This is a genomic window from Achromobacter sp. 1011811831 (assembly GCF_059760905.1).
On sequence record NZ_JCBANG010000114.1, the window covers coordinates 1 to 17527 of the forward strand.

16 protein-coding genes are annotated in these 17527 nt (G+C 67.3%); 13 read left to right on the forward strand and 3 right to left on the reverse strand.

Going from position 1 to position 17527, the window contains the following annotated elements; genetic code table 11:
* Positions 1-2335, forward strand: a 2335-nt coding sequence (flhF, locus tag AC6LJ9_RS27565) for a flagellar biosynthesis GTPase FlhF (protein WP_498150016.1), incomplete at its 5' end; no start/stop codon positions are given.
* Positions 2336-2390: 55 nt separating this feature from the next.
* Here flhF and AC6LJ9_RS27570 read toward each other — a convergent pair.
* The 3 genes from AC6LJ9_RS27570 to flgA all read right to left on the reverse strand — a co-directional run bounded on the left by AC6LJ9_RS27570 (position 2391) and on the right by flgA (position 4051).
* A complete protein-coding gene (locus tag AC6LJ9_RS27570; protein WP_498150017.1) occupies positions 2391-2870 on the reverse strand; it encodes a flagella synthesis protein FlgN in 480 nt (159 codons plus the stop codon).
* A gap of 33 nt (positions 2871-2903) precedes the next feature.
* A complete protein-coding gene (flgM, locus tag AC6LJ9_RS27575) occupies positions 2904-3197 on the reverse strand; it encodes a flagellar biosynthesis anti-sigma factor FlgM (RefSeq protein ID WP_212317862.1) in 294 nt (97 codons plus the stop codon).
* Between the two features lie 140 nt (positions 3198-3337).
* Positions 3338-4051 carry a flagellar basal body P-ring formation chaperone FlgA gene (flgA, locus tag AC6LJ9_RS27580; RefSeq protein ID WP_498150018.1) on the reverse strand — a complete coding sequence of 238 codons (714 nt, stop codon included), beginning with the start codon at positions 4049-4051 and terminating at the stop codon, positions 3338-3340.
* Between the two features lie 184 nt (positions 4052-4235).
* On the opposite strand from flgA, the gene flgB reads away from it, so the two are divergent.
* The 12 genes from flgB (at position 4236) to AC6LJ9_RS27640 (ending at position 17457) form a co-directional block, all read left to right on the forward strand.
* Complete coding sequence (gene flgB / locus AC6LJ9_RS27585) at positions 4236-4643, forward strand: flagellar basal body rod protein FlgB (protein WP_498150019.1); 408 nt, start codon at positions 4236-4238, stop codon at positions 4641-4643.
* Positions 4644-4798: 155 nt separating this feature from the next.
* On the forward strand, positions 4799-5218 hold the full coding sequence (gene flgC, locus AC6LJ9_RS27590) for a flagellar basal body rod protein FlgC (protein WP_103274021.1): 420 nt from the start codon (positions 4799-4801) through the stop codon (positions 5216-5218).
* A 54-nt stretch (positions 5219-5272) separates the two neighbouring features.
* On the forward strand, positions 5273-5971 hold the full coding sequence (locus AC6LJ9_RS27595) for a flagellar hook capping FlgD N-terminal domain-containing protein (protein ID WP_498150020.1): 699 nt from the start codon (positions 5273-5275) through the stop codon (positions 5969-5971).
* An 88-nt stretch (positions 5972-6059) separates the two neighbouring features.
* Positions 6060-7550: a flagellar hook-basal body complex protein gene (locus AC6LJ9_RS27600; RefSeq protein ID WP_498150021.1), complete on the forward strand. Its 1491-nt coding sequence runs from the start codon at positions 6060-6062 to the stop codon at positions 7548-7550.
* A 171-nt stretch (positions 7551-7721) separates the two neighbouring features.
* A complete protein-coding gene (locus AC6LJ9_RS27605) occupies positions 7722-8486 on the forward strand; it encodes a flagellar basal body rod protein FlgF (protein WP_498150022.1) in 765 nt (254 codons plus the stop codon).
* A 57-nt stretch (positions 8487-8543) separates the two neighbouring features.
* The gene (gene flgG, locus AC6LJ9_RS27610) at positions 8544-9329 is read left to right on the forward strand and encodes a flagellar basal-body rod protein FlgG (protein WP_103274025.1); all 786 of its coding nucleotides are present in this window, start codon (positions 8544-8546) and stop codon (positions 9327-9329) included.
* Complete coding sequence (locus AC6LJ9_RS27615) at positions 9329-10018, forward strand: flagellar basal body L-ring protein FlgH (protein ID WP_498150023.1); 690 nt, start codon at positions 9329-9331, stop codon at positions 10016-10018. The genes flgG and AC6LJ9_RS27615 overlap by 1 nt, the downstream gene beginning before the upstream one ends.
* A 154-nt stretch (positions 10019-10172) precedes the next feature.
* Positions 10173-11300, forward strand: a complete 1128-nt coding sequence (locus tag AC6LJ9_RS27620; protein WP_498150024.1) for a flagellar basal body P-ring protein FlgI — start codon at positions 10173-10175, stop codon at positions 11298-11300.
* A gap of 112 nt (positions 11301-11412) precedes the next feature.
* Positions 11413-12384, forward strand: a complete 972-nt coding sequence (flgJ, locus tag AC6LJ9_RS27625; RefSeq protein WP_498150025.1) for a flagellar assembly peptidoglycan hydrolase FlgJ — start codon at positions 11413-11415, stop codon at positions 12382-12384.
* Between the two features lie 72 nt (positions 12385-12456).
* Positions 12457-14133 (forward strand): flagellar hook-associated protein FlgK, encoded by a 1677-nt coding sequence (gene flgK / locus AC6LJ9_RS27630; protein ID WP_498150026.1) that lies wholly within the window; start codon positions 12457-12459, stop codon positions 14131-14133.
* Positions 14134-14190: 57 nt separating this feature from the next.
* Positions 14191-15444 carry a flagellar hook-associated protein FlgL gene (gene flgL, locus AC6LJ9_RS27635; protein WP_103274030.1) on the forward strand — a complete coding sequence of 418 codons (1254 nt, stop codon included), beginning with the start codon at positions 14191-14193 and terminating at the stop codon, positions 15442-15444.
* 138 nt (positions 15445-15582) lie between these two features.
* Positions 15583-17457, forward strand: a complete 1875-nt coding sequence (locus AC6LJ9_RS27640; protein ID WP_498150027.1) for a methyl-accepting chemotaxis protein — start codon at positions 15583-15585, stop codon at positions 17455-17457.
* The last annotated feature ends 70 nt before the right edge of the window (positions 17458-17527 follow it).

Consider the following 17527-nt stretch of genomic DNA (forward strand, 5'->3'; position numbering starts at 1 on the left):
GTATCGGGCCGCGCCGCAAGCCCATGCACAGCCGGCCGCGCAACCCGTGGCCCGGCCGCCGGTCTCGCCCGCCGCGCCGGCCGTGCCCATGCACGCGGCCCCGCCCGCGCCGCCGCGCGCCGCTGCGCCGCAGCCGCCCGCCGCGCCCATGGCCCGCATGCCCGATGCGCCGATGCCCCAGGGGCTGGCGTTGCCGCCGGGCGCCTTGCCGGCAGATACGGCCGCCGGCCTGCAGAGCGCGATCAGCGCCTTGCGCGGCGCGCTGGAAAGCCGCATGGACGGCCTGCTCTGGGGCGGACGCCAGGGGCCCGGCCGCGAACCGGCCGGCGCGGCGCTGTTCCGCAGCCTGCTGGACGCGGGTTTCAGCACCAAGCTGGTCCGCACGCTGGTCGAGCGCATGCCCGAGGGGCTGGACGCCGACGCCGCGCTGGCCTGGGCGCGCAACGAACTGGTCACGCACCTGCCGGTGCTGGGCTCGGAGGATACGTTCCTGAGCGGCGGCGTGTACGCGCTGGTTGGTCCCACCGGCGTGGGCAAGACCACCACGCTGGCCAAGCTGGCGGCGCGTTGCGTCGCGCGCGAGGGCCGCGACCAGGTCGCCATGCTGACGACCGACAATTTCCGGATCGGCGCGCTGGAACAGCTGCAGATCTACGGGCGCCTGATGGGCGTGCCCACGCATTCCGTGCGCGACGCCGGCGAGCTGCGTCGCCTGCTGGCCGAGCTGGGCAGCCGCAAGATCGTGCTGATCGACACCACCGGTATCAGCCAGCGCGACCGCCACGTGGCCGAGCAGGCCGCGATGCTGTGCGACGCCGGCAAGATGGTGCGTCGCCTGCTGGTGCTCAACGCCGCCAGCCAGGGCGACACGCTGGACGAGGTGGCGCACGCCTATCGCAACGGCGTGGGCGAGGACGTGGCCGGCTGCATCATCACCAAGCTGGACGAAGCCTCGCGCCTGGGCGCGGCGCTGGACACGGCCATCCGCCACCGCCTGCCGATCCATTACATGTCGGTCGGCCAGAAGGTGCCCGAGCACCTGGAGCTGGCGCGTCCCGACGCATTGATCGACCGCGCCTTCGCCATGGTGGAGCGCGCCCGCGCGCTCTATACCCCGAGCGAGGCGGACCTGGCGTCGCTGTGGTCCTCAGCCAAGGAAACCCCGGCCGTCGACCCGGCGCGGCGCCGGCAGTTGCTGGCCTCGGCCATCCTGCGGCCGCAGGGCGGGGCGGCTGCGGTCGAGGCGGCGCAGAATCTGGACGATACGCTGAACTGGCTGGACAGCGACCTGGCCTGCGCCCGGGCGCGCGCGTCCTGGCGCGAGTACGTCAGCGACGGCGCGGGTTCCAGCCTGTCGGCGCTGGCCGACGAGCCGCTGGCGATGGCGCGGCGTGAATTCTCCGCCGTCTGCGGACGGCATTTGCTGGTCATGCACGGCAAGGTCGGCATGAAGGGCGACAACCTGCCGGGAGGCACGCTGCTGGGTTCCATGCTGATGAGCGACCGGGGCGCCGCGCTGGCTGCGCCGGCGCAGCAGCTGGCGCTGGCCCACGGCATGCTGTCCTCGTTCGCGCCGGGCGCGGCCGCGCAGCCGGATCCGGCCGCGGCGCTGGGGGCGCGCGTGCGCTGGCTGGGCGGGCAGCTCGGCCAGGTGCCGCTGGTGCACATGCTGGAGGCGGGCACCTCGTCGCTCTGGTCCGCGCTCACGGAGCAGGGCGTGTCCTGGGTGGCCCGCAGTCCGGGCGGCCTGCGCGTGATCCAGGACGAATGTCCGACCAATCTGAATGCCGTGGGCAAGAGCGTGGGCTATCTGCCGGTCGGGCAGCCCGGCGACATGCCGGGCCTGCGTCCGGTGGCCGGCGGCCGCGCGGCGCCGCTGGCGCTCTGGGCCTCGGGCACGGAGATCGGCCTGCCGGGCCGGGCCGGCGAATCCCCGGTGCGGCTGGTGTGCGCGCGCTTGATCGATACGGTCAGCGGCGAAGTGGCGGCGCAGTTCTTCGGCCTGACCAATCTGCCGGCCTCGCAGGCGGATGCCGGCATGGTCGCGCGTTGGCTGGTGTTGCAGGACGAGGCCAAGGCGGGCTTTCGCTACATGGCCAATGCCTGGCAGGCCCTGCCGGCCGTCGATGGCGCCCATGCGCTGGCGCGCCAGGCCTTGATGGCCGGCCAGCTGGCCGCCGCCTGCTGGCAGCTGGCGCATTCGCCGGCGGCGGAGGTGGTCAGGGGGCCCTTGTCGGGCGTGGCTGGCGTGGATCGCGTCAAGCTGACCGGCCGCATGCTGCCGGTGGCGCTCTTGAAGATGTACGCGATGCTGGAGATGGCCGACGGCGGCTGAGGCGCGCCCTTGGCGGCAAGGCGGGGAAAGGGAAGGGGTGCGTCGTTCCCGGCGTTCAGCCGGCGACGATGGGCTTGCGGCCCGGGGCGCTGCGCGTGCCGCGGCCCTGGGCGTCGTAGGTCGAGGTGCTGGCCGGCCCGCCGCCCAGTCCGCGCAGCGCGTCCAGCGACTGCTGGGTATAGCGCAGGTGCACGTCGATCAGGGCGCCGTTGCGCAGATTGATTTCATTGGCCGATGCCGACTTGCTCAGCAGGGCTTGCCACACGCCCGACAGCTGCGGGTGCTGCGCGGCGGCCTGTTCGGTGCCGGCATGGCCGGCGGGCAGGCCGATCTCGGCCAGCAACGCATCGCGCGTCTGGCTCAATTCCACCAGCTTGTAGGCGATGCCGCTCTTGCGCTCGGTGATGTCATGCAGCGCGTCGATGTCTCCCGGACCCACCAGCACCTCGGTTTCAGCCTCCAGGATGGCGGCGAACTCGGTGATCAGTGCGTCTTCCTGCTTCATGCAGGCTTGCAGGGATTCGACGGTGCTCATGATGTCAGGGCGATGGCGGACGTGAAAGGGAGGCTATTTCAGCAGGTCGCGGGCGCTGGCGATCAGGCTGTCGGCGATGCGGCCGGTGTCGATCTTCAGCTGTCCCGATGCGATGGCGGCGCGAATGGAGGCCACGCGTTCGACGTTGATGTCGTTCGATCCTTCCTGCAGCGCGAGCAGCTTGCGCGAAGCCGAGCTGAGCGCGACTTGCGAGCTGCTGGCGCCGCCGCCGGCAACGGCGCCGTAGGCCTGCGCGGCCGCGGCTTCGGGGCGGGCGCCGACGGCGTCGGCCGAAATGGGCCGGTTGGTGGTCGAGTTGATTTTCAAGATGATCTCCGCAGGGCGTCCCGGGTCGATTTGCGACGGTTCCGCCTACTCATGCCTCTGTAACGACAGGGCCGGAAGGAACTTTAGGGTAGCCGGCCCGCTGGCGCAACACGATATGTAACATTCCCTGCAATCCTTGCCTACAAGTGCATTTCAACCAGCCCTGCATTGCGGACCACGCCGCTGACCACCTGTCCGCTGGGCATGCGCACCTGGACGGTGGCGCCCGGCGCGGCGTTGTCCAGCGCCTGGCCTTCGCTGCTGACCATGAAACCCTTGCCGACGGCATTGATCCGGACGCTGCTGCCGCGCACAACGGACTGGGCGTTGCGCAGGGCGGCGCCCTTGATCGGCTGGCCAGCGGTGATCCGATAGGCCGCCGTCATGCCGGCCACCGTGTCCGGATCGGTGATCGCGCCCGGGGGCAGGGCGACCAGGTCGCCGTCGCGCGGCGCCAGGTCGGCCGGGGTCAGGGCCTGGCCGGCCGCGATCGTGCGCGAGGCGACATAGTACTGGCCCGGCACGCTGACGCTGGCCTGGACATAGGCGGTCCAGGCCTTGGGCGCGGTGCAGCGGATGCCCACGGTCATCCGCGAGCGCGGCTTCATGCCGGACGGTAAAAACGGGGACATGGCCTCGCAAGGCGCCAGGCGCTCGTTGCGGGGCGGGTCGATGGTGATGGACGGCTGGCCGGGCAGGGCCGAGAGCTGTTCCTGCAGATACGACAGCGCGGTCGCCGCGATTGCCTCGGGCGCCTGGAAGGCGGTTTCCTGTGCCTGGACCACGGCCACGGACCCCGGCAGCAACAGGCCGAGGGTGAGCGCGTGGGCAGCGAGGCGGGAGCAAGTCGTCATGGGCTCATTGTAGAGGCGGGCCCTGCCGGGCAATAGGTGAATTGCGTGAGAAATGGCGGGTTATTTGGCTGATTGTGGCGGCCGGCCGGACCCTATGATGCCGTCATCCAATGGGATAAAGGCCCGTGCCTCGTCCCTGGCTGTTTTCAGATCCGTACCGCCACGCACCCCACAAGGCACCCCGATGCTAGACAGGCTCAACGAGGATTTCCGCTTCTTCCAGCAATCGCTGGCGCTGCGCGCGCAGCGCCAGGAAGTGCTGTCCTCCAACATCGCCAACGCCGACACGCCGAACTACAAGGCGCGCGACTTTGACTTCCGCACGGCGATGCAGACCGCCATGGAAGGCAGCAAGCGCCTGGCCGACACCTCGCTGACGCTGACCTCGGCCCGCCACATCCCGGCCAAGGCTGTCTCGCAGGGCCCGACCGACCTGCTGTACCGGCTGCCGTACCAGCCCAGCATGGACGGCAACACGGTGGAAATGGACGTGGAGCGCGTGCAGTTCGCCGACAACACCTTGCACTACCAAAGCAGCATGCAGATTCTGTCCAGCCGCATCAAGGGCATGATGGCCGCGATTCAAGACTAGGGGTGAAGCCCACCCCCGAAGCGCTGCGCGCTTCCCCCTCCAGGGGCGCCACGGCGGACCGGCAAAGCCGGCTCCGCGTGGCCTGGATGGAGCGAGACCTGTGCAGTATGTCGCGGGTATGTTGGTCTACTGATTTATTAAGGGAGCATTGGGCAATGTCCTTGCTGAGCATTTTCAACATCGCCGGTTCGGCGCTCAACGCGCAGTCGCAGCGCATGAACGTGGCCGCCAGCAACATGGCCAACGCCGACAGCGTCGTCGGTCCCGACGGCCAGCCGTATCGCGCCCGCCAGGTCGTGTTTCAGGTCGATCCGGCGCCGAACCAGGCGCTGGGGCAGGAAATCGGCGGCGTGCGCGTGGCTGGCGTGGTCCAGGACCCGTCGCCGCTCAAGATGGTCTACGACCCCAAGCATCCGATGGCCAACCCCCAGGGCTACGTCAGCATGCCCAACGTGGATCCGGTGGCCGAAACCGTGAATATGATCGCCGCGTCGCGTTCCTATCAGGCCAACGTGGAGGTGCTCAACACCGCCAAGAGCCTGATGCAGAAAACGCTGACCATCGGCCAATCCTGATCCCCCATTTCCGCGCGCCGCGCCGCCCGCGCGGGATAACCAGAGAACGAGTTCATGACCGTAATCGACCAATCCACCAGCAAGACCGGGCTGGGCCTGGCGCAGACCGGCGCCAGTGGCCTGAACACCGCCAAGGGCCTGCAGGATCAGTTCCTCAAGCTGCTGATCACGCAGATGAAGAACCAGGATCCGCTGAACCCGATGCAGAACGCCGAACTGACGTCCCAGCTGGCGCAGATCTCGACGGTCGAAGGCATCACCAACCTGAAGAACACGCTGCTGTCGATTGGCGGCCAGATCGACGTGTCGCAATCGATGAACGCCGTGGCCATGATCGGCAAGGGCGTGCTGGTGCCCGGCTCCAAGGTCAAGGTCGGGGTGGACGCGCAGAACCCCGAGGGCCGCGTGGTCACGCCTTACGGCATCGATCTGCAGAAGGACGCCGCCAAGGTGCAGGTCCGGATCTCGGACGCCAACGGCGCCGTGATCCGCACGATGGAACTGGGCGAGAAGAAGGTCGGCGTGTACACGCTGGACTGGGACGGCAAGAACGACGCGGGCGTGCCGATGGAAGCGGGCGCCTACACGGTGTCGGTCACCGCCTCGGACGCCGAGGGCAAGAAGGTCGCCGCCGAAATGCTGAGCTACGGCAAGGTCAAGAGCGTGGCTTACTCGACCAACGGCCTGCGACTGGACCTGGGCCTGGACGGCCAGACCAGCATGCTGGATGTGCGCAAGGTGATCGGCGCCTGAGCGCCGCATTCGTACCTCTATATATATAGACACAGGCGCCGGCGCGGACGCGGCGGTTTCGGACTACTAGGAATCAGCGAGAGAAAACATGGGCTTCGGACAAGGATTGAGCGGCTTGAACGCCGCTGCGCAGAACCTGGACGTGATCGGCAACAATATCGCCAACTCGGGCACCGTCGGCTTCAAGTCCGGCTCGGCCACGTTCGCGGACGTCTACGCCAGCTCGCGCGTGGGCCTGGGCACCAAGGTGTCCGGCATCACGCAGCGTTTCACCGTGGGCACGATCAACGGCGGCGGGGGCGAATATGACATCGCCATCGACGGCCCCAAGGGCATGTTCCGCGTCACCGATTCCGGCGGCGGGGTGATGTACACCCGCAACGGCGAATTCCAGGTCGACAAGAATAACTTCATCGTCAACGCCCAGGGCTACCGCCTGACCGGCTATCCGGCGAACGCGATCGGCGCCAACCCGGTCGAGCTGCAACTGCCCACCGCCAACGTGGCGCCCAAGGCCACCACTACCGCCACCAGCGTGGCCAACCTGGACGGCAACGCCAAGGTGGTCTACGCGACCACCACCGTGGTGACCCCGGCGGTCAACGGTTCGGTGACGATGACGGGCACCACGCCGCCGTCTCCGGCCACCACCTACACCTTCACCCGCAGCGGCACGGGCGCCGTGGTCTGGAACGCGCCCGCGCCGGCCGCCGGCACCTATGGCGCGGCGCCCAACCTGATCACCATCGATGCCGCGGGCGCCATCACCACGGGCGACATCGCCCTGGTGCCTGGCTACGTGAACTACACGGCGGCCGTGACCGAAATCGGCAAGCCCTTCGATCCCAAGGTCACCAACAGCTATACCAATGCCTCGCCCATGACGGTCTATGACTCGCTGGGCAACTCGCACCAGGTGATGCAGTACTTCGTCAAGCGCCCCGCCGACGCCGCGGGCAACAGCGTCTACGAGGTCTACTATTCGATCGACGGCCAGGCCATGGCGCCGACCACGCAAGCCGGCGGCGTCTGGGGCAACCCGACGCAGTTCACCTTCAACAAGGCCGGCATGATGACCAGCGCCACCACGGTGAACCTGACCTTCGCCAATCCGGGCGGCGCCACCACGCCGGCCAACCCGCTGAACATCGCCATCAATTACACCGGCACCACGCAGTACGGCAGCCCGTATGCGTTCAAGGGCACCCCGGACGGCTATACCTCGGGCGAGTTCCGCGGCATCAGCATCAACCCGGACGGCAGCTTGATGGCCGGCTACACCAATGGCCAGAACGCCAACGTCGGCACCATCGTGCTGGCCGACTTCGCCAATCTGCAGGGCCTTCAGCCGGTGGGCAACAACGCCTGGAAGGAAACCGGCGCGTCCGGCCAGCCGATTCTGGGTCAGCCGGGCAACAACGGCCTGTCCAAGGTGGTGGGCCAGGCGACCGAGGCCTCCAACGTGGACATGAGCAAGGAACTGGTCAACATGATCATCGCGCAGCGCACCTATCAGGCGAACTCGCAGACGATCAAGACCCAGAACGAAATCATGCAGGTCTTGATGAATATTAAGTAATCCCCCCCCGAAGCGCCTGCGGCGCTTCCCCCCCAGGGGGGCGCCGACGGCGGACCGGCGGAGCCGGATCCGCGCGGCCCCGATTGAGGGGCACCGGTTGCCGGTGGAGGGTGGAGTTCTTGATTTGGTGATTGAGTTAATTGGTCGTGTTTGCGGCCACGGAATAGACGAATGGATCGGATTATTTACACCGCCATGAACGGCGCGGCGCGGATCACGGAGCATCAGTCCGTGCTCGCCAACAACATGGCCAACGTGAACACGACGGGCTTTCGCGAGCAGATCGCGATGTACCGCTCGGTGCCGGTGACGGACGGCGTGAGCCTGCCGACGCGCGTCTCGACCGTGGCCTCCACGCCGCGCAACAACTTCGAGATGGGCAATATGCAGACCACGGGCCGCGAGATGGACGTGGCGCTGGCCAGCTCCAACGGCTGGTTCGCGGTGCAGACGCCCCAGGGCGAGGCCTACACGCGCGGCGGCAGCCTGCAGGTGGGCATCAACGGCCAGCTGCAGACCTCGTTGGGCCAGCCCATCGTGTCCGATCAGGGCGGCGTGATCGACGTGCCCGACCAGGCCGCGCTGACCATCTCCCCGGACGGCACCATCACCGCCATCGGCGCGGGCGACGCGCCGAACAATATCCTGAACCTGGGCCGGATCAAGATGACCAGCCTGCCCGAGGCGCAGCTGGTGCACGGCGACGACGGCGTGTTCCGTATGGCGCCGGTGAACGGCCAGCCTGCGCCGCCGTCGCAGGTGGATCCGTCCTTGCGGCTGCTGTCCGGCGTGCTGGAAGGCAGCAACACCAATCCGATGACCGCCATGGTCGGCATGATCGAGAACGCCCGCCGCTTCGAGCAGCAGATGCAGGTGCTCCAGCACGCTGACCGCAACGCCGAACGCGCGAACGGCATCCTGTCCGCCGGCGCCTGAACCGAATAACCCATTGCACGAGCGGCCCCGGGGCCGCCGACCCAGGAGTACCAAATCATGATGCGTTCGCTGTGGATCGCCAAGACCGGCCTGGAAGGGCAGCAGACCTCCATGGACGTCATTTCCAACAACCTGGCCAACGTCGCGACCAACGGTTTCAAGCGCGGCCGCGCCGTGTTCCAGGACCTGATGTACCAGACGTTGCGCCAGCCCGGCGCCCAGGTGGGCGACGCCGCCCAGCTGCCCTCTGGCCTGCAACTGGGCACCGGCGCGCGCGTGGCCGCGACCGAGCGCATCCACACCACCGGCGGCCTGAACAACACCGGCGGCGAGCTGGACATCGCCATCAACGGTCGAGGCTTCCTGCAAGTGGAGCTGCCGGACGGCACCCAGGCCTACACCCGCGACGGCGCGCTGCAGCGCAACCAGAACGGCCAGCTGACCACGGTCAGCGGCTATGTGATCCAGCCGCCGATGAACGTGCCGGACAACGCACTGTCGATTTCCATTGGCAACGACGGCATCGTCACCGTGACCCAGCCCGGCGCGGCCGGCATCAACGTGCAGATCGGCCAGCTGCAGATCGCCACCTTCATCAACCCGACCGGCCTGCAGAGCGTCGGCGAAAACCTGTACCTGGAAACCGACGCCTCCGGCCCGGCCAACCTGCTGCAGCCGGGCGTGGACGGCGCCGGTTCGATCCTGCACAAGTACGTGGAAACCTCCAACGTCAACGTGGCCGAAGAGCTGGTGAACATGATCACCACCCAGCGCGCCTATGAAATGAACAGCAAGGCCGTCAAGACGTCCGATGAAATGCTGGCCCGCCTGACCCAACTGTGATGTCGATGTCTGTCCTGCGCCTGGTTTCGAGTGCGGCCCTGGCTTTGCTGGTGGCCGGTTGCGCCATGATTCCGCCGGAGCCGGTGGTGACCGGGCCGACCACGGCCGCGCCGCCGCCGCCGCCCTCGACGCCGATGCAGCCCACGGGCTCGATCTACCAGCCCACTGCCTACGGCAACTATCCGCTGTTCGAAGACCGCCGTCCGCGCAACGTGGGCGACATCGTGACGATCGTGCTCAACGAACGCACCAACGCGTCCAAGAACGTCGCCACCAACACCAACCGCAGCGGCTCGGCCAACCTGGGCATCGCGGCGGCGCCGTCCTTCATGGACAGCTGGGCCAACGCCAACCTGAACACCGACGCCAAGGGCGGCAACGTGTCGCAGGGCAAGGGCGACAGCACGGCCAACAATGCCTTCACCGGCACCATCACCACCACGGTGGTGGGCGTGATGTCCAACGGCAATCTGCAGGTCGCCGGCGAAAAGCAGATCGCGATCAACCGCGGCAGCGAGTATGTCCGCTTCTCGGGCGTGGTCGATCCGCGCTCGATCACCGGCACCAACACGGTGTCGTCCACGCAGGTGGCCGACGCCCGCATCGAGTACCGCAGCAAGGGCGTCATGGACGAGGTCCAGACCATGGGCTGGCTGCAGCGCTTCTTCCTGATTGCCTCGCCCTTCTGATGAGACAAAGCCCACCCCCGAAGCGCTGCGCGCCTCCCCCTCAAGGGGGCGCCGCCGCGGACCGGCAAAGCCGGCTCCGCGCGGCCCCGCTCGTGACGGCCTCGGCGTGTCGTGGCTGCATTTCCGGTGGCATGCAGGGCTATGGATTATTGACATGAAACACTCGAATCCTCTTTTCCGCCTGCTTGCCCGCACCTGCCTCGCGGCCAGCCTGCTGGCCGGCGCCGGCGCGGCGCAGGCCGAACGGCTCAAGGATCTGGCGTCGATCCAGGGCGTGCGCGGCAACCAGCTGATCGGCTACGGCCTGGTGGTCGGCCTGGACGGCAGTGGCGACCAGGTGCGCCAGACGCCGTTCACCCAGCAGAGCCTGACCAACATGCTGTCGCAGCTGGGCATCACCGTGCCCGCCGGCAGCAACATGCAGCTCAAGAACGTGGCGGCGGTGATGGTCACGGCCACGCTGCCAGCCTTCGCGCGGCCCGGCCAGACGATGGACGTGGTGGTGTCCTCCATGGGCAACGCCAAGAGCCTGCGCGGCGGCACGCTGCTGATGACCCCGCTCAAGGGCGCGGACAGCCAGGTCTACGCCATCGCCCAGGGCAACATCCTGGTCGGCGGCGCCGGCGCCTCGGCCGGCGGTTCCAGCGTGCAGATCAACCAGCTCAACGGCGGCCGCATCAGCGGCGGCGCCATCATCGAGCGCGGCGTGCCGACCACGTTCGCGCGCGACGGCTATATCTACCTGGAAATGAACAACACCGACTTCGGCACCGCGCAGAACGTCGTGACGGCGCTGAACCGCAAGTTCGGCCAGGGCACGGCGACCGCGCTGGACGGCCGGGTGGTGCAGGTGCGCACGCCCATGGAGCAGTCGGCCCAGGCCCGCTTCCTGTCGCAGATCGAGGACGTGCAGGTGGCGCGCGCGCCCACCGTGGCCAAGGTCATCATCAACGCCCGCACCGGTTCGGTGGTCATGAACCGTACCGTGATGATCGAAGAAGCGGCAGTGGCCCACGGCAACCTGTCGGTCATCATCAACCGCCAGAACCAGGTGTCGCAGCCCGACACGCCCTTCACCCAGGGAGAGACCGTGGTGGTGCCCAACACGCAGATCGAGGTGCGCCAGGAAAACGGCTCGCTGCAGCGCGTGAACACCAGCGCCAACCTGGCTGACGTGGTCAAGGGCCTGAACGCGCTGGGCGCCACGCCGCAGGACCTGCTGGCCATCCTGCAGGCCATGAAGTCCGCCGGCGCGCTGCGCGCCGAACTCGAAATCATCTAATGGAAAAGCCCACCCCCGAAGCGCTGCGCGCTTCCCCCTCGAAGGGGGCGCCGCGGCGGACCGGCAAGGCCGGATCCGCGCGGCCCCGTGGGCACAATGGATAACTGACGTCATGACCTATATCAATGGCGGGGCGGGACGGGCGGGGCGACAGGAATCGGTCTTCGACCTGGGCCGCCTGTCGGACCTGAAGCGCGACGTCAAGCACGATCCCGACGGCACCGCGCAGCAGAAGCAGGTCGCCAAGCAGTTCGAGGCGCTGTTCCTGCAGATGATGCTCAAGCGCATGCGCGAGGCCACGCCCAAGGAAGGGCTGTTCGATTCACAGCAGTCGCAGATGATGCAATCCATGGCCGACGAGCAGCTGGCGCTGCATCTGGCCACGCCGGGCATCGGCCTGTCGCAGGCCATCCTGGGGCAGATGAAACAAGGCAAGCCGGGCGAGTTGTCGGCCGACGCCGTCAAGCGCATCGGCCAGGGCTCGGATCTGGACTACGCCACGGGCGGCTCGCGCCAGGTGTCGGCGCTGCTGGGCGTGTTGCGCAACAACCGCGCCAGCGACCGCGCCATGGCGGCGGCCGAGGGCGCGCCGGAACATGTGGTCAGCTTCGTGTCGCGCATGTCGCACGCGGCCAACCTGGCGGCGCAGCAATCCGGCGTGCCGGCCCGCGTGATCCTGGGCCAGGCGGCGCTGGAATCGGGCTGGGGACAGCGCGAGATCAAGCATCCGGATGGTCGCACCAGCCACAACCTGTTCGGCATCAAGGCCGGCGCCGGCTGGAAGGGGCAGGTGGTGCACGTGCTCACGACCGAATACGAAGACGGCGTGGCGAAAAAGGTGACGCAACCTTTCCGCGCTTACTCGTCGTATGAAGAATCTTTCGCCGACTACGCGCGCCTGATCGGCAACAGCCCGCGCTACGAGACGGTGGCGCAGGCGCGCAACGAAGTCGAGGCGGCGCGCCGTATCCAGAACTCGGGCTATGCGACCGATCCGCAGTACGCGCAGAAGCTGATTGGCATCATGAATCAGCTGCGGGGCGCGCCACGCGGCGCATCTACGCAAAAACCCGATGGACTCTAAAGTTTGACGAATTCTCGCCGTTAAGCAGGTATCCACACCTTCAGCAGCGGTTACAAACGGGGCGATGTCAGCATGAATCTGTATAAATTGGCGTTGGGCGGTCTGAACGCTGCGCAGGCGGGCATCGCCACGACCAGCCACAATATCAACAACTCCACCACGGTCGGTTACAACCGCCAGCGCGTCATGACCTCGACCGCCGGCGCCCAGGCCACCAGCAACGGCTTCATCGGGCGCGGCGTCCAGGTGGACACCGTCGTGCGCAGCTACGACAGCTTCCTGTACAAGCAACTGGTCGGCGCGCAGGGCAGCGGCGCCCAGTTGCAGACGCAGTTCGATCAGATTTCGCAGGTCAACAACCTGTTCGCGGATCGCACCGTCGGCATCGCGCCGGCGCTTTCGGGCTTCTTCACCGGCGTGAACACGGCCGCCAATGCACCCGCCGACCCGGCCGCGCGCTCGGACATGCTGGGCAAGTCCAACAGCCTGGCGACCCAGATCCGTTCGGCCTACCAGGAAATGCAGAACCAGCGCCTGGGCCTGAACACCCAGGTTGGCACCGTGGTCGAACAGACCAACAGCTACCTGGCCCGCATCAATGACCTGAACGAGCAGATTTCGGCTGCCCGCGCCAAGGCCGGCGGCCAGCCGCCCAACGACCTGATGGACCAGCGCGACCAGGCCGTTTCCGAATTGAACCAATTGGTGGGCATCACCACCTACGAGCAGGGCGACAAGCTCAATATCTCGCTGGCTTCCGGCGGCCAGGCGCTGCTGTCGGGCCAGACTATCTACCCGCTGCAGGCCGTGCCCTCGTCCAAGGACATCAGCCGCACGGTGGTGGCTTATACGCTGCCGGCCGGTGCCGGCGGCAAGACCGTCACGGTCGAGCTGGGCGACACCGAAGTCACCGGCGGCAAGCTCGGCGGCCTGCTGCAGTTCCGCGCCAACTCGCTGGACGTGACGCAGAGCCAGCTCGGCCAGATGGCCGTGGGCCTGGCGCTGTCGTTCAATGCGCAGCACAAGCTGGGCCTGGACCAGAACGGCAACCCCGGTGGCGACTACTTCAGCATCGGCCAGCCCCAAGGCGTGCCGAATGCGCAGAACAAGAGCAACGCCCAGATTTCGGGCACCTTCGGCACGGTGGGCAACATCAATGCCAAGGACTACGACATTACCTTCGACGGCACCAACTACATGGTGACGCGCATGCCCGAGGGCACGCAGGTCTACAACGGCCCGGCCACCGGCACGCCGCCGACCGCCACGCTGGACCTGGACGCCGAGGCGGGCGTGCGCCTGACGATCTCCGCGCCGCCGCAGGCCGGCGACAAGTGGTCGCTGTCGCCGACACGCGACGCGGCGCGCGACCTCAATGTCGTGATCACCGATCCCAACAAGATCGCCCTGGCCGACGCCACGGGAGGCAACGCCAATGGCAAGAACGGCCTGAAGCTGGCGCAGCTGCAGACCGCCAAGGTCCTGGGTGGCAACACCACCAGCATCAACGAAATGTTCTCGCAGGTGGTCAACACCGTTGGTGTGCAGACGCAGCAGATCAAGTCGGCCGCCACCGCGCAGGCCAACCTGATCACGCAGAAAAAGGCCGCGCAGCAGAACGTCTCGGGCGTGAACCTGAACGAGGAGTACGTCGGCCTGTCGCAGTACCAGGAACAGTATCAGGCCAGCGCTCGCATCATCAACGTGGCCAGCACCATGTTCGATACGCTGCTGGGCCTGCGGGGCTGAGCGAGGCCGATGCCCGCCACACGATAAGCAATAGATAAAGATATTCGGAGCTTCACCATGCGCCTGAGCACCTCCATGATGTACGCGAACGGCCTGAAGGGCGTTCTCTCTCAGGAAACGGACATGAACCGCCTGGTCGAGCAGATCGGCAGCGGTCGCAAGTTCCTGACCCCGGCGGACGATCCTCTGGCGGCCGCGTTGTCGATCAACGTGGCGCAGACGCAGAGCATGAACGCCACTTACCAGCTCAACCGCAACACGGCCAAGACCAACCTGGGTCAGGAGAACAACGTTCTGGATTCGGTCACCACGGCGCTGGAGTCGGTGCGCACCCGCGTGGTGCAGGCCGGCAACGGCACCATGTCCGACAGCGACCGCCAGGCCTTGTCCACCGCGCTCAAGAGCGCTCGCGAGGCGTTGCTCGGGCTGGCCAATAGCACAGACGGCAACGGTCAGTACATGTTCTCGGGTTATCAGGGCAGTGCGGCGCCCTACGTACAGAACGCGGCCGGCCAGGTCGTGTACAGCGGCGCCACGGGCGAACGCACCATCCAGGTTGACCAATCGCGCCAGATGTCCACCAGCGACCTGGGCAAGGATATCTTCAGCCGGGCGAACCCCGGCGCGCAGGGTTACGTCAGCTCGGCCTCACCCGGCAATACCGGCACGGCCCAGTTCGGCACGGCGTCCATCACGCCGGGTGGCGCCAACGTAGGCAAGAACTTCAGCGTGGCATTCGAAGCGGATCCGACGACGGGCGCTATTGGCTATCGCGTCACGACGACCGATCCGTCCGGTGCCACACCGCCTGTCATCAATCCGGCGCCGCCGGCGTCCCCCACCGCTTATACGGATGGCGCGGCGATCGATTTCGGCGGCGTGTCCGTCGTCATCAAGGGCAAGCCGCAGAACGGCGACATCATCAATGTCGAGAACATCCAGTCGGCCAACGTCGATGTGTTCAACACATTGGACAACCTGATCAAGACGCTGGATTCACCGATCGCCGGCGACGAGAAGGCCTTGGCCAAGCTGGCCAATGACCTGGCCACCGCCAACAAGAAGCTGTCCACCAACTACGACAACGTGCTGACGGTGGCGGCCTCGGTTGGCGCGCGCATGAATGAGCTGGAGGCGCTGGACGCTACCGGTTCGCAGAAGGGTCTTTCCTATACCAAGTCCCTGTCCGACCTGGAAAACCTGGACTACTACTCGGGCGCCAGCCAGCTGGCCTTCCGCCAGGTCGCGCTGCAGGCCGCGTCGGCGGCATTCATGACGATCCAGGGATCGAGTCTGTTCAGCCGCAAGTAATGCGCAGTACCCGTCGGGTCCAGGTGCCCGGCGGCCCGAAGGGCCCAGACGGACGCTGCCGGCGCCACGCCGGGGCGTCCGTGTCTGCGTGCGGCGGGAGAAATCGCAGTTTCACGTTGCCTAACGTTCGGAAGTTCCATGCTTGTCAATTTGAAAGTCCGCACATGTATCGTCCTGGTGCTCGTGTTGTTCACCGGCGCCATGTTCATCTCCAACGGCGTGGCCTGGCTGGGGTTGAATTCCAGCAACGAAAAGCTGGAGCAGATCAACAAGGCCTATGGCGACCAGGCCTCGCAGCTGAGCCGCGCCTATAGTGTTTTCCTGCGCGCGCGGCTGGTGCTGAGCACATCGCTGATGGACATGCAGCAGGGCAAGACCGAGCAGGCTGGCGCTCAGGCCAAGCGCTCGGAAGGCCTGATGCAGGACGGGCACAAGATGCTGGACACCTTCCGCAAGGTGCCGCGCCTGCCGGGTTCGGAGGCGCAGGCCGCCGCGCTGGAAACGGCCTTCAAGGAATTCGACGGCGTGGTCAAGCGCCAGGCCGCCGCGCTGACCAGCATGGCGATCCAGGACTATCTGGACCTGAACGATACGGCCAGCGCCGCCAACAGCAAGTTCCGCGAAGCGATCGACGGCTATCTGGCCTTCGTCGACGCGCACACCGACGCGCTGGCCGCGCGCGCGGAAGCCGACCACAACACGGCGCGCATGGTCACCATCGCGCTGCTGGCGATCGCCCTGATCCTGGCGCTGGGCTGCTGGGTCTTCATCAACCGCACGGTGCTGCGTCCGCTGCACGAGGCGGGCGGCCATTTCGACAAGATCGCCGGCGGCGATTTCACCGGCCGCATCGAGGTGCGCAGCACCAATGAGATCGGCTCGCTGTTCGCCGCGATCAAGCGCATGCAGGAAAGCCTGACGCGCACGGTGTCGGCGGTGCGGCGCGGCGTGGACGAGATCAACGTCGGCTCGCGCGAGATCTCGGCGGGCAATACGGACCTGTCCAGCCGCACCGAGCAGCAGGCGGCCTCGCTGGAAGAGACCGCGGCGTCGATGGAGCAGCTGGCCTCGACGGTCAAGCAGAACGCGGACAACGCGCGCCAGGCGAACCAGCTGGCGGCCAGCGCGTCGGACGTGGCCGAGCGCGGCGGTTCGGCGGTGTCGGAGGTGGTGACGACGATGCAGGCCATTTCGGCCAGCTCGCGCAAGATTTCCGAGATCGTGTCGGTGATCGACGGTATTGCATTCCAGACCAACATCCTGGCGCTGAACGCGGCGGTGGAAGCGGCGCGGGCGGGCGAGCAGGGCAAGGGTTTCGCGGTGGTGGCGGGCGAAGTGCGCTCGCTGGCGCAGCGCAGCGCGCAGGCGGCCAAGGAGATCAAGGGCCTGATCGAGGATTCGGTCGGCAAGGTCGGCGCGGGTTCGCAGCAGGTGGAACGCGCGGGCGCGACGATGCAGGAAATCGTGGCATCGGTGAAGCGCGTGACGGACATCATGGGTGAGATCTCGGCGGCGTCGGAAGAGCAGTCCAGCGGCATCGATCAGGTGAACCGCGCGGTGTCGCAGATGGACGAGGTGACGCAGCAGAACGCGGCGCTGGTGGAAGAGGCCGCGGCGGCCGCGGGCTCGCTGCAGGAACAGTCGCAGCGCCTGGCCGAGGCGGTGGCGGTGTTCAAGATCAATGCCGGCGAGGTCATCGAGGTGCCTGCCCAGCAGCTGGCGCAGCAGCGCAGCGCGCCGCGCGTCGCCGCGGCGGCGCCCGTGGCGCCGAAGGAAGCCAGGGAGCCGGTGATCGAGCCGCCGGCGACGCCGGCGGAACCGCCCAAGCCGGCGCCGCGCGTGACGCAGACCGCCCGGGTCAAGCCGGCCGCCGAGGGCGCGTCGACCGTGCGGCCGTTGCGCCGTCCGGCCGCCCGCAAGGCCGAGGCGACCGACGTGACCCCGGTGGCGCCCGCCGCGCCGCCGGCCAGCCGCCGCGCGCCGCCGGCGGACGATGATTGGGAGTCCTTCTGACGAGCGTCTCGCGTCCTGGCATTGAATAAGCAGTAGAACAAATCCCTTTCACGCGCTGGCGGCCATAGGG

Coding starts and splice junctions, on each gene's coding strand:
- AC6LJ9_RS27570 (WP_498150017.1), bottom strand. CDS start 2,870: ATGAGCACCGTCGAATCCCTGCAAGCCTGCATGAAGCAGGAAGACGCA.
- flgA (WP_498150018.1), bottom strand. CDS start 4,051: ATGACGACTTGCTCCCGCCTCGCTGCCCACGCGCTCACCCTCGGCCTG.
- flgB (WP_498150019.1), top strand. CDS start 4,236: ATGCTAGACAGGCTCAACGAGGATTTCCGCTTCTTCCAGCAATCGCTG.
- flgC (WP_103274021.1), top strand. CDS start 4,799: ATGTCCTTGCTGAGCATTTTCAACATCGCCGGTTCGGCGCTCAACGCG.
- AC6LJ9_RS27595 (WP_498150020.1), top strand. CDS start 5,273: ATGACCGTAATCGACCAATCCACCAGCAAGACCGGGCTGGGCCTGGCG.
- AC6LJ9_RS27600 (WP_498150021.1), top strand. CDS start 6,060: ATGGGCTTCGGACAAGGATTGAGCGGCTTGAACGCCGCTGCGCAGAAC.
- AC6LJ9_RS27605 (WP_498150022.1), top strand. CDS start 7,722: ATGGATCGGATTATTTACACCGCCATGAACGGCGCGGCGCGGATCACG.
- flgG (WP_103274025.1), top strand. CDS start 8,544: ATGATGCGTTCGCTGTGGATCGCCAAGACCGGCCTGGAAGGGCAGCAG.
- AC6LJ9_RS27615 (WP_498150023.1), top strand. CDS start 9,329: ATGTCGATGTCTGTCCTGCGCCTGGTTTCGAGTGCGGCCCTGGCTTTG.
- AC6LJ9_RS27620 (WP_498150024.1), top strand. CDS start 10,173: ATGAAACACTCGAATCCTCTTTTCCGCCTGCTTGCCCGCACCTGCCTC.
- flgJ (WP_498150025.1), top strand. CDS start 11,413: ATGACCTATATCAATGGCGGGGCGGGACGGGCGGGGCGACAGGAATCG.
- flgK (WP_498150026.1), top strand. CDS start 12,457: ATGAATCTGTATAAATTGGCGTTGGGCGGTCTGAACGCTGCGCAGGCG.
- flgL (WP_103274030.1), top strand. CDS start 14,191: ATGCGCCTGAGCACCTCCATGATGTACGCGAACGGCCTGAAGGGCGTT.
- AC6LJ9_RS27640 (WP_498150027.1), top strand. CDS start 15,583: ATGCTTGTCAATTTGAAAGTCCGCACATGTATCGTCCTGGTGCTCGTG.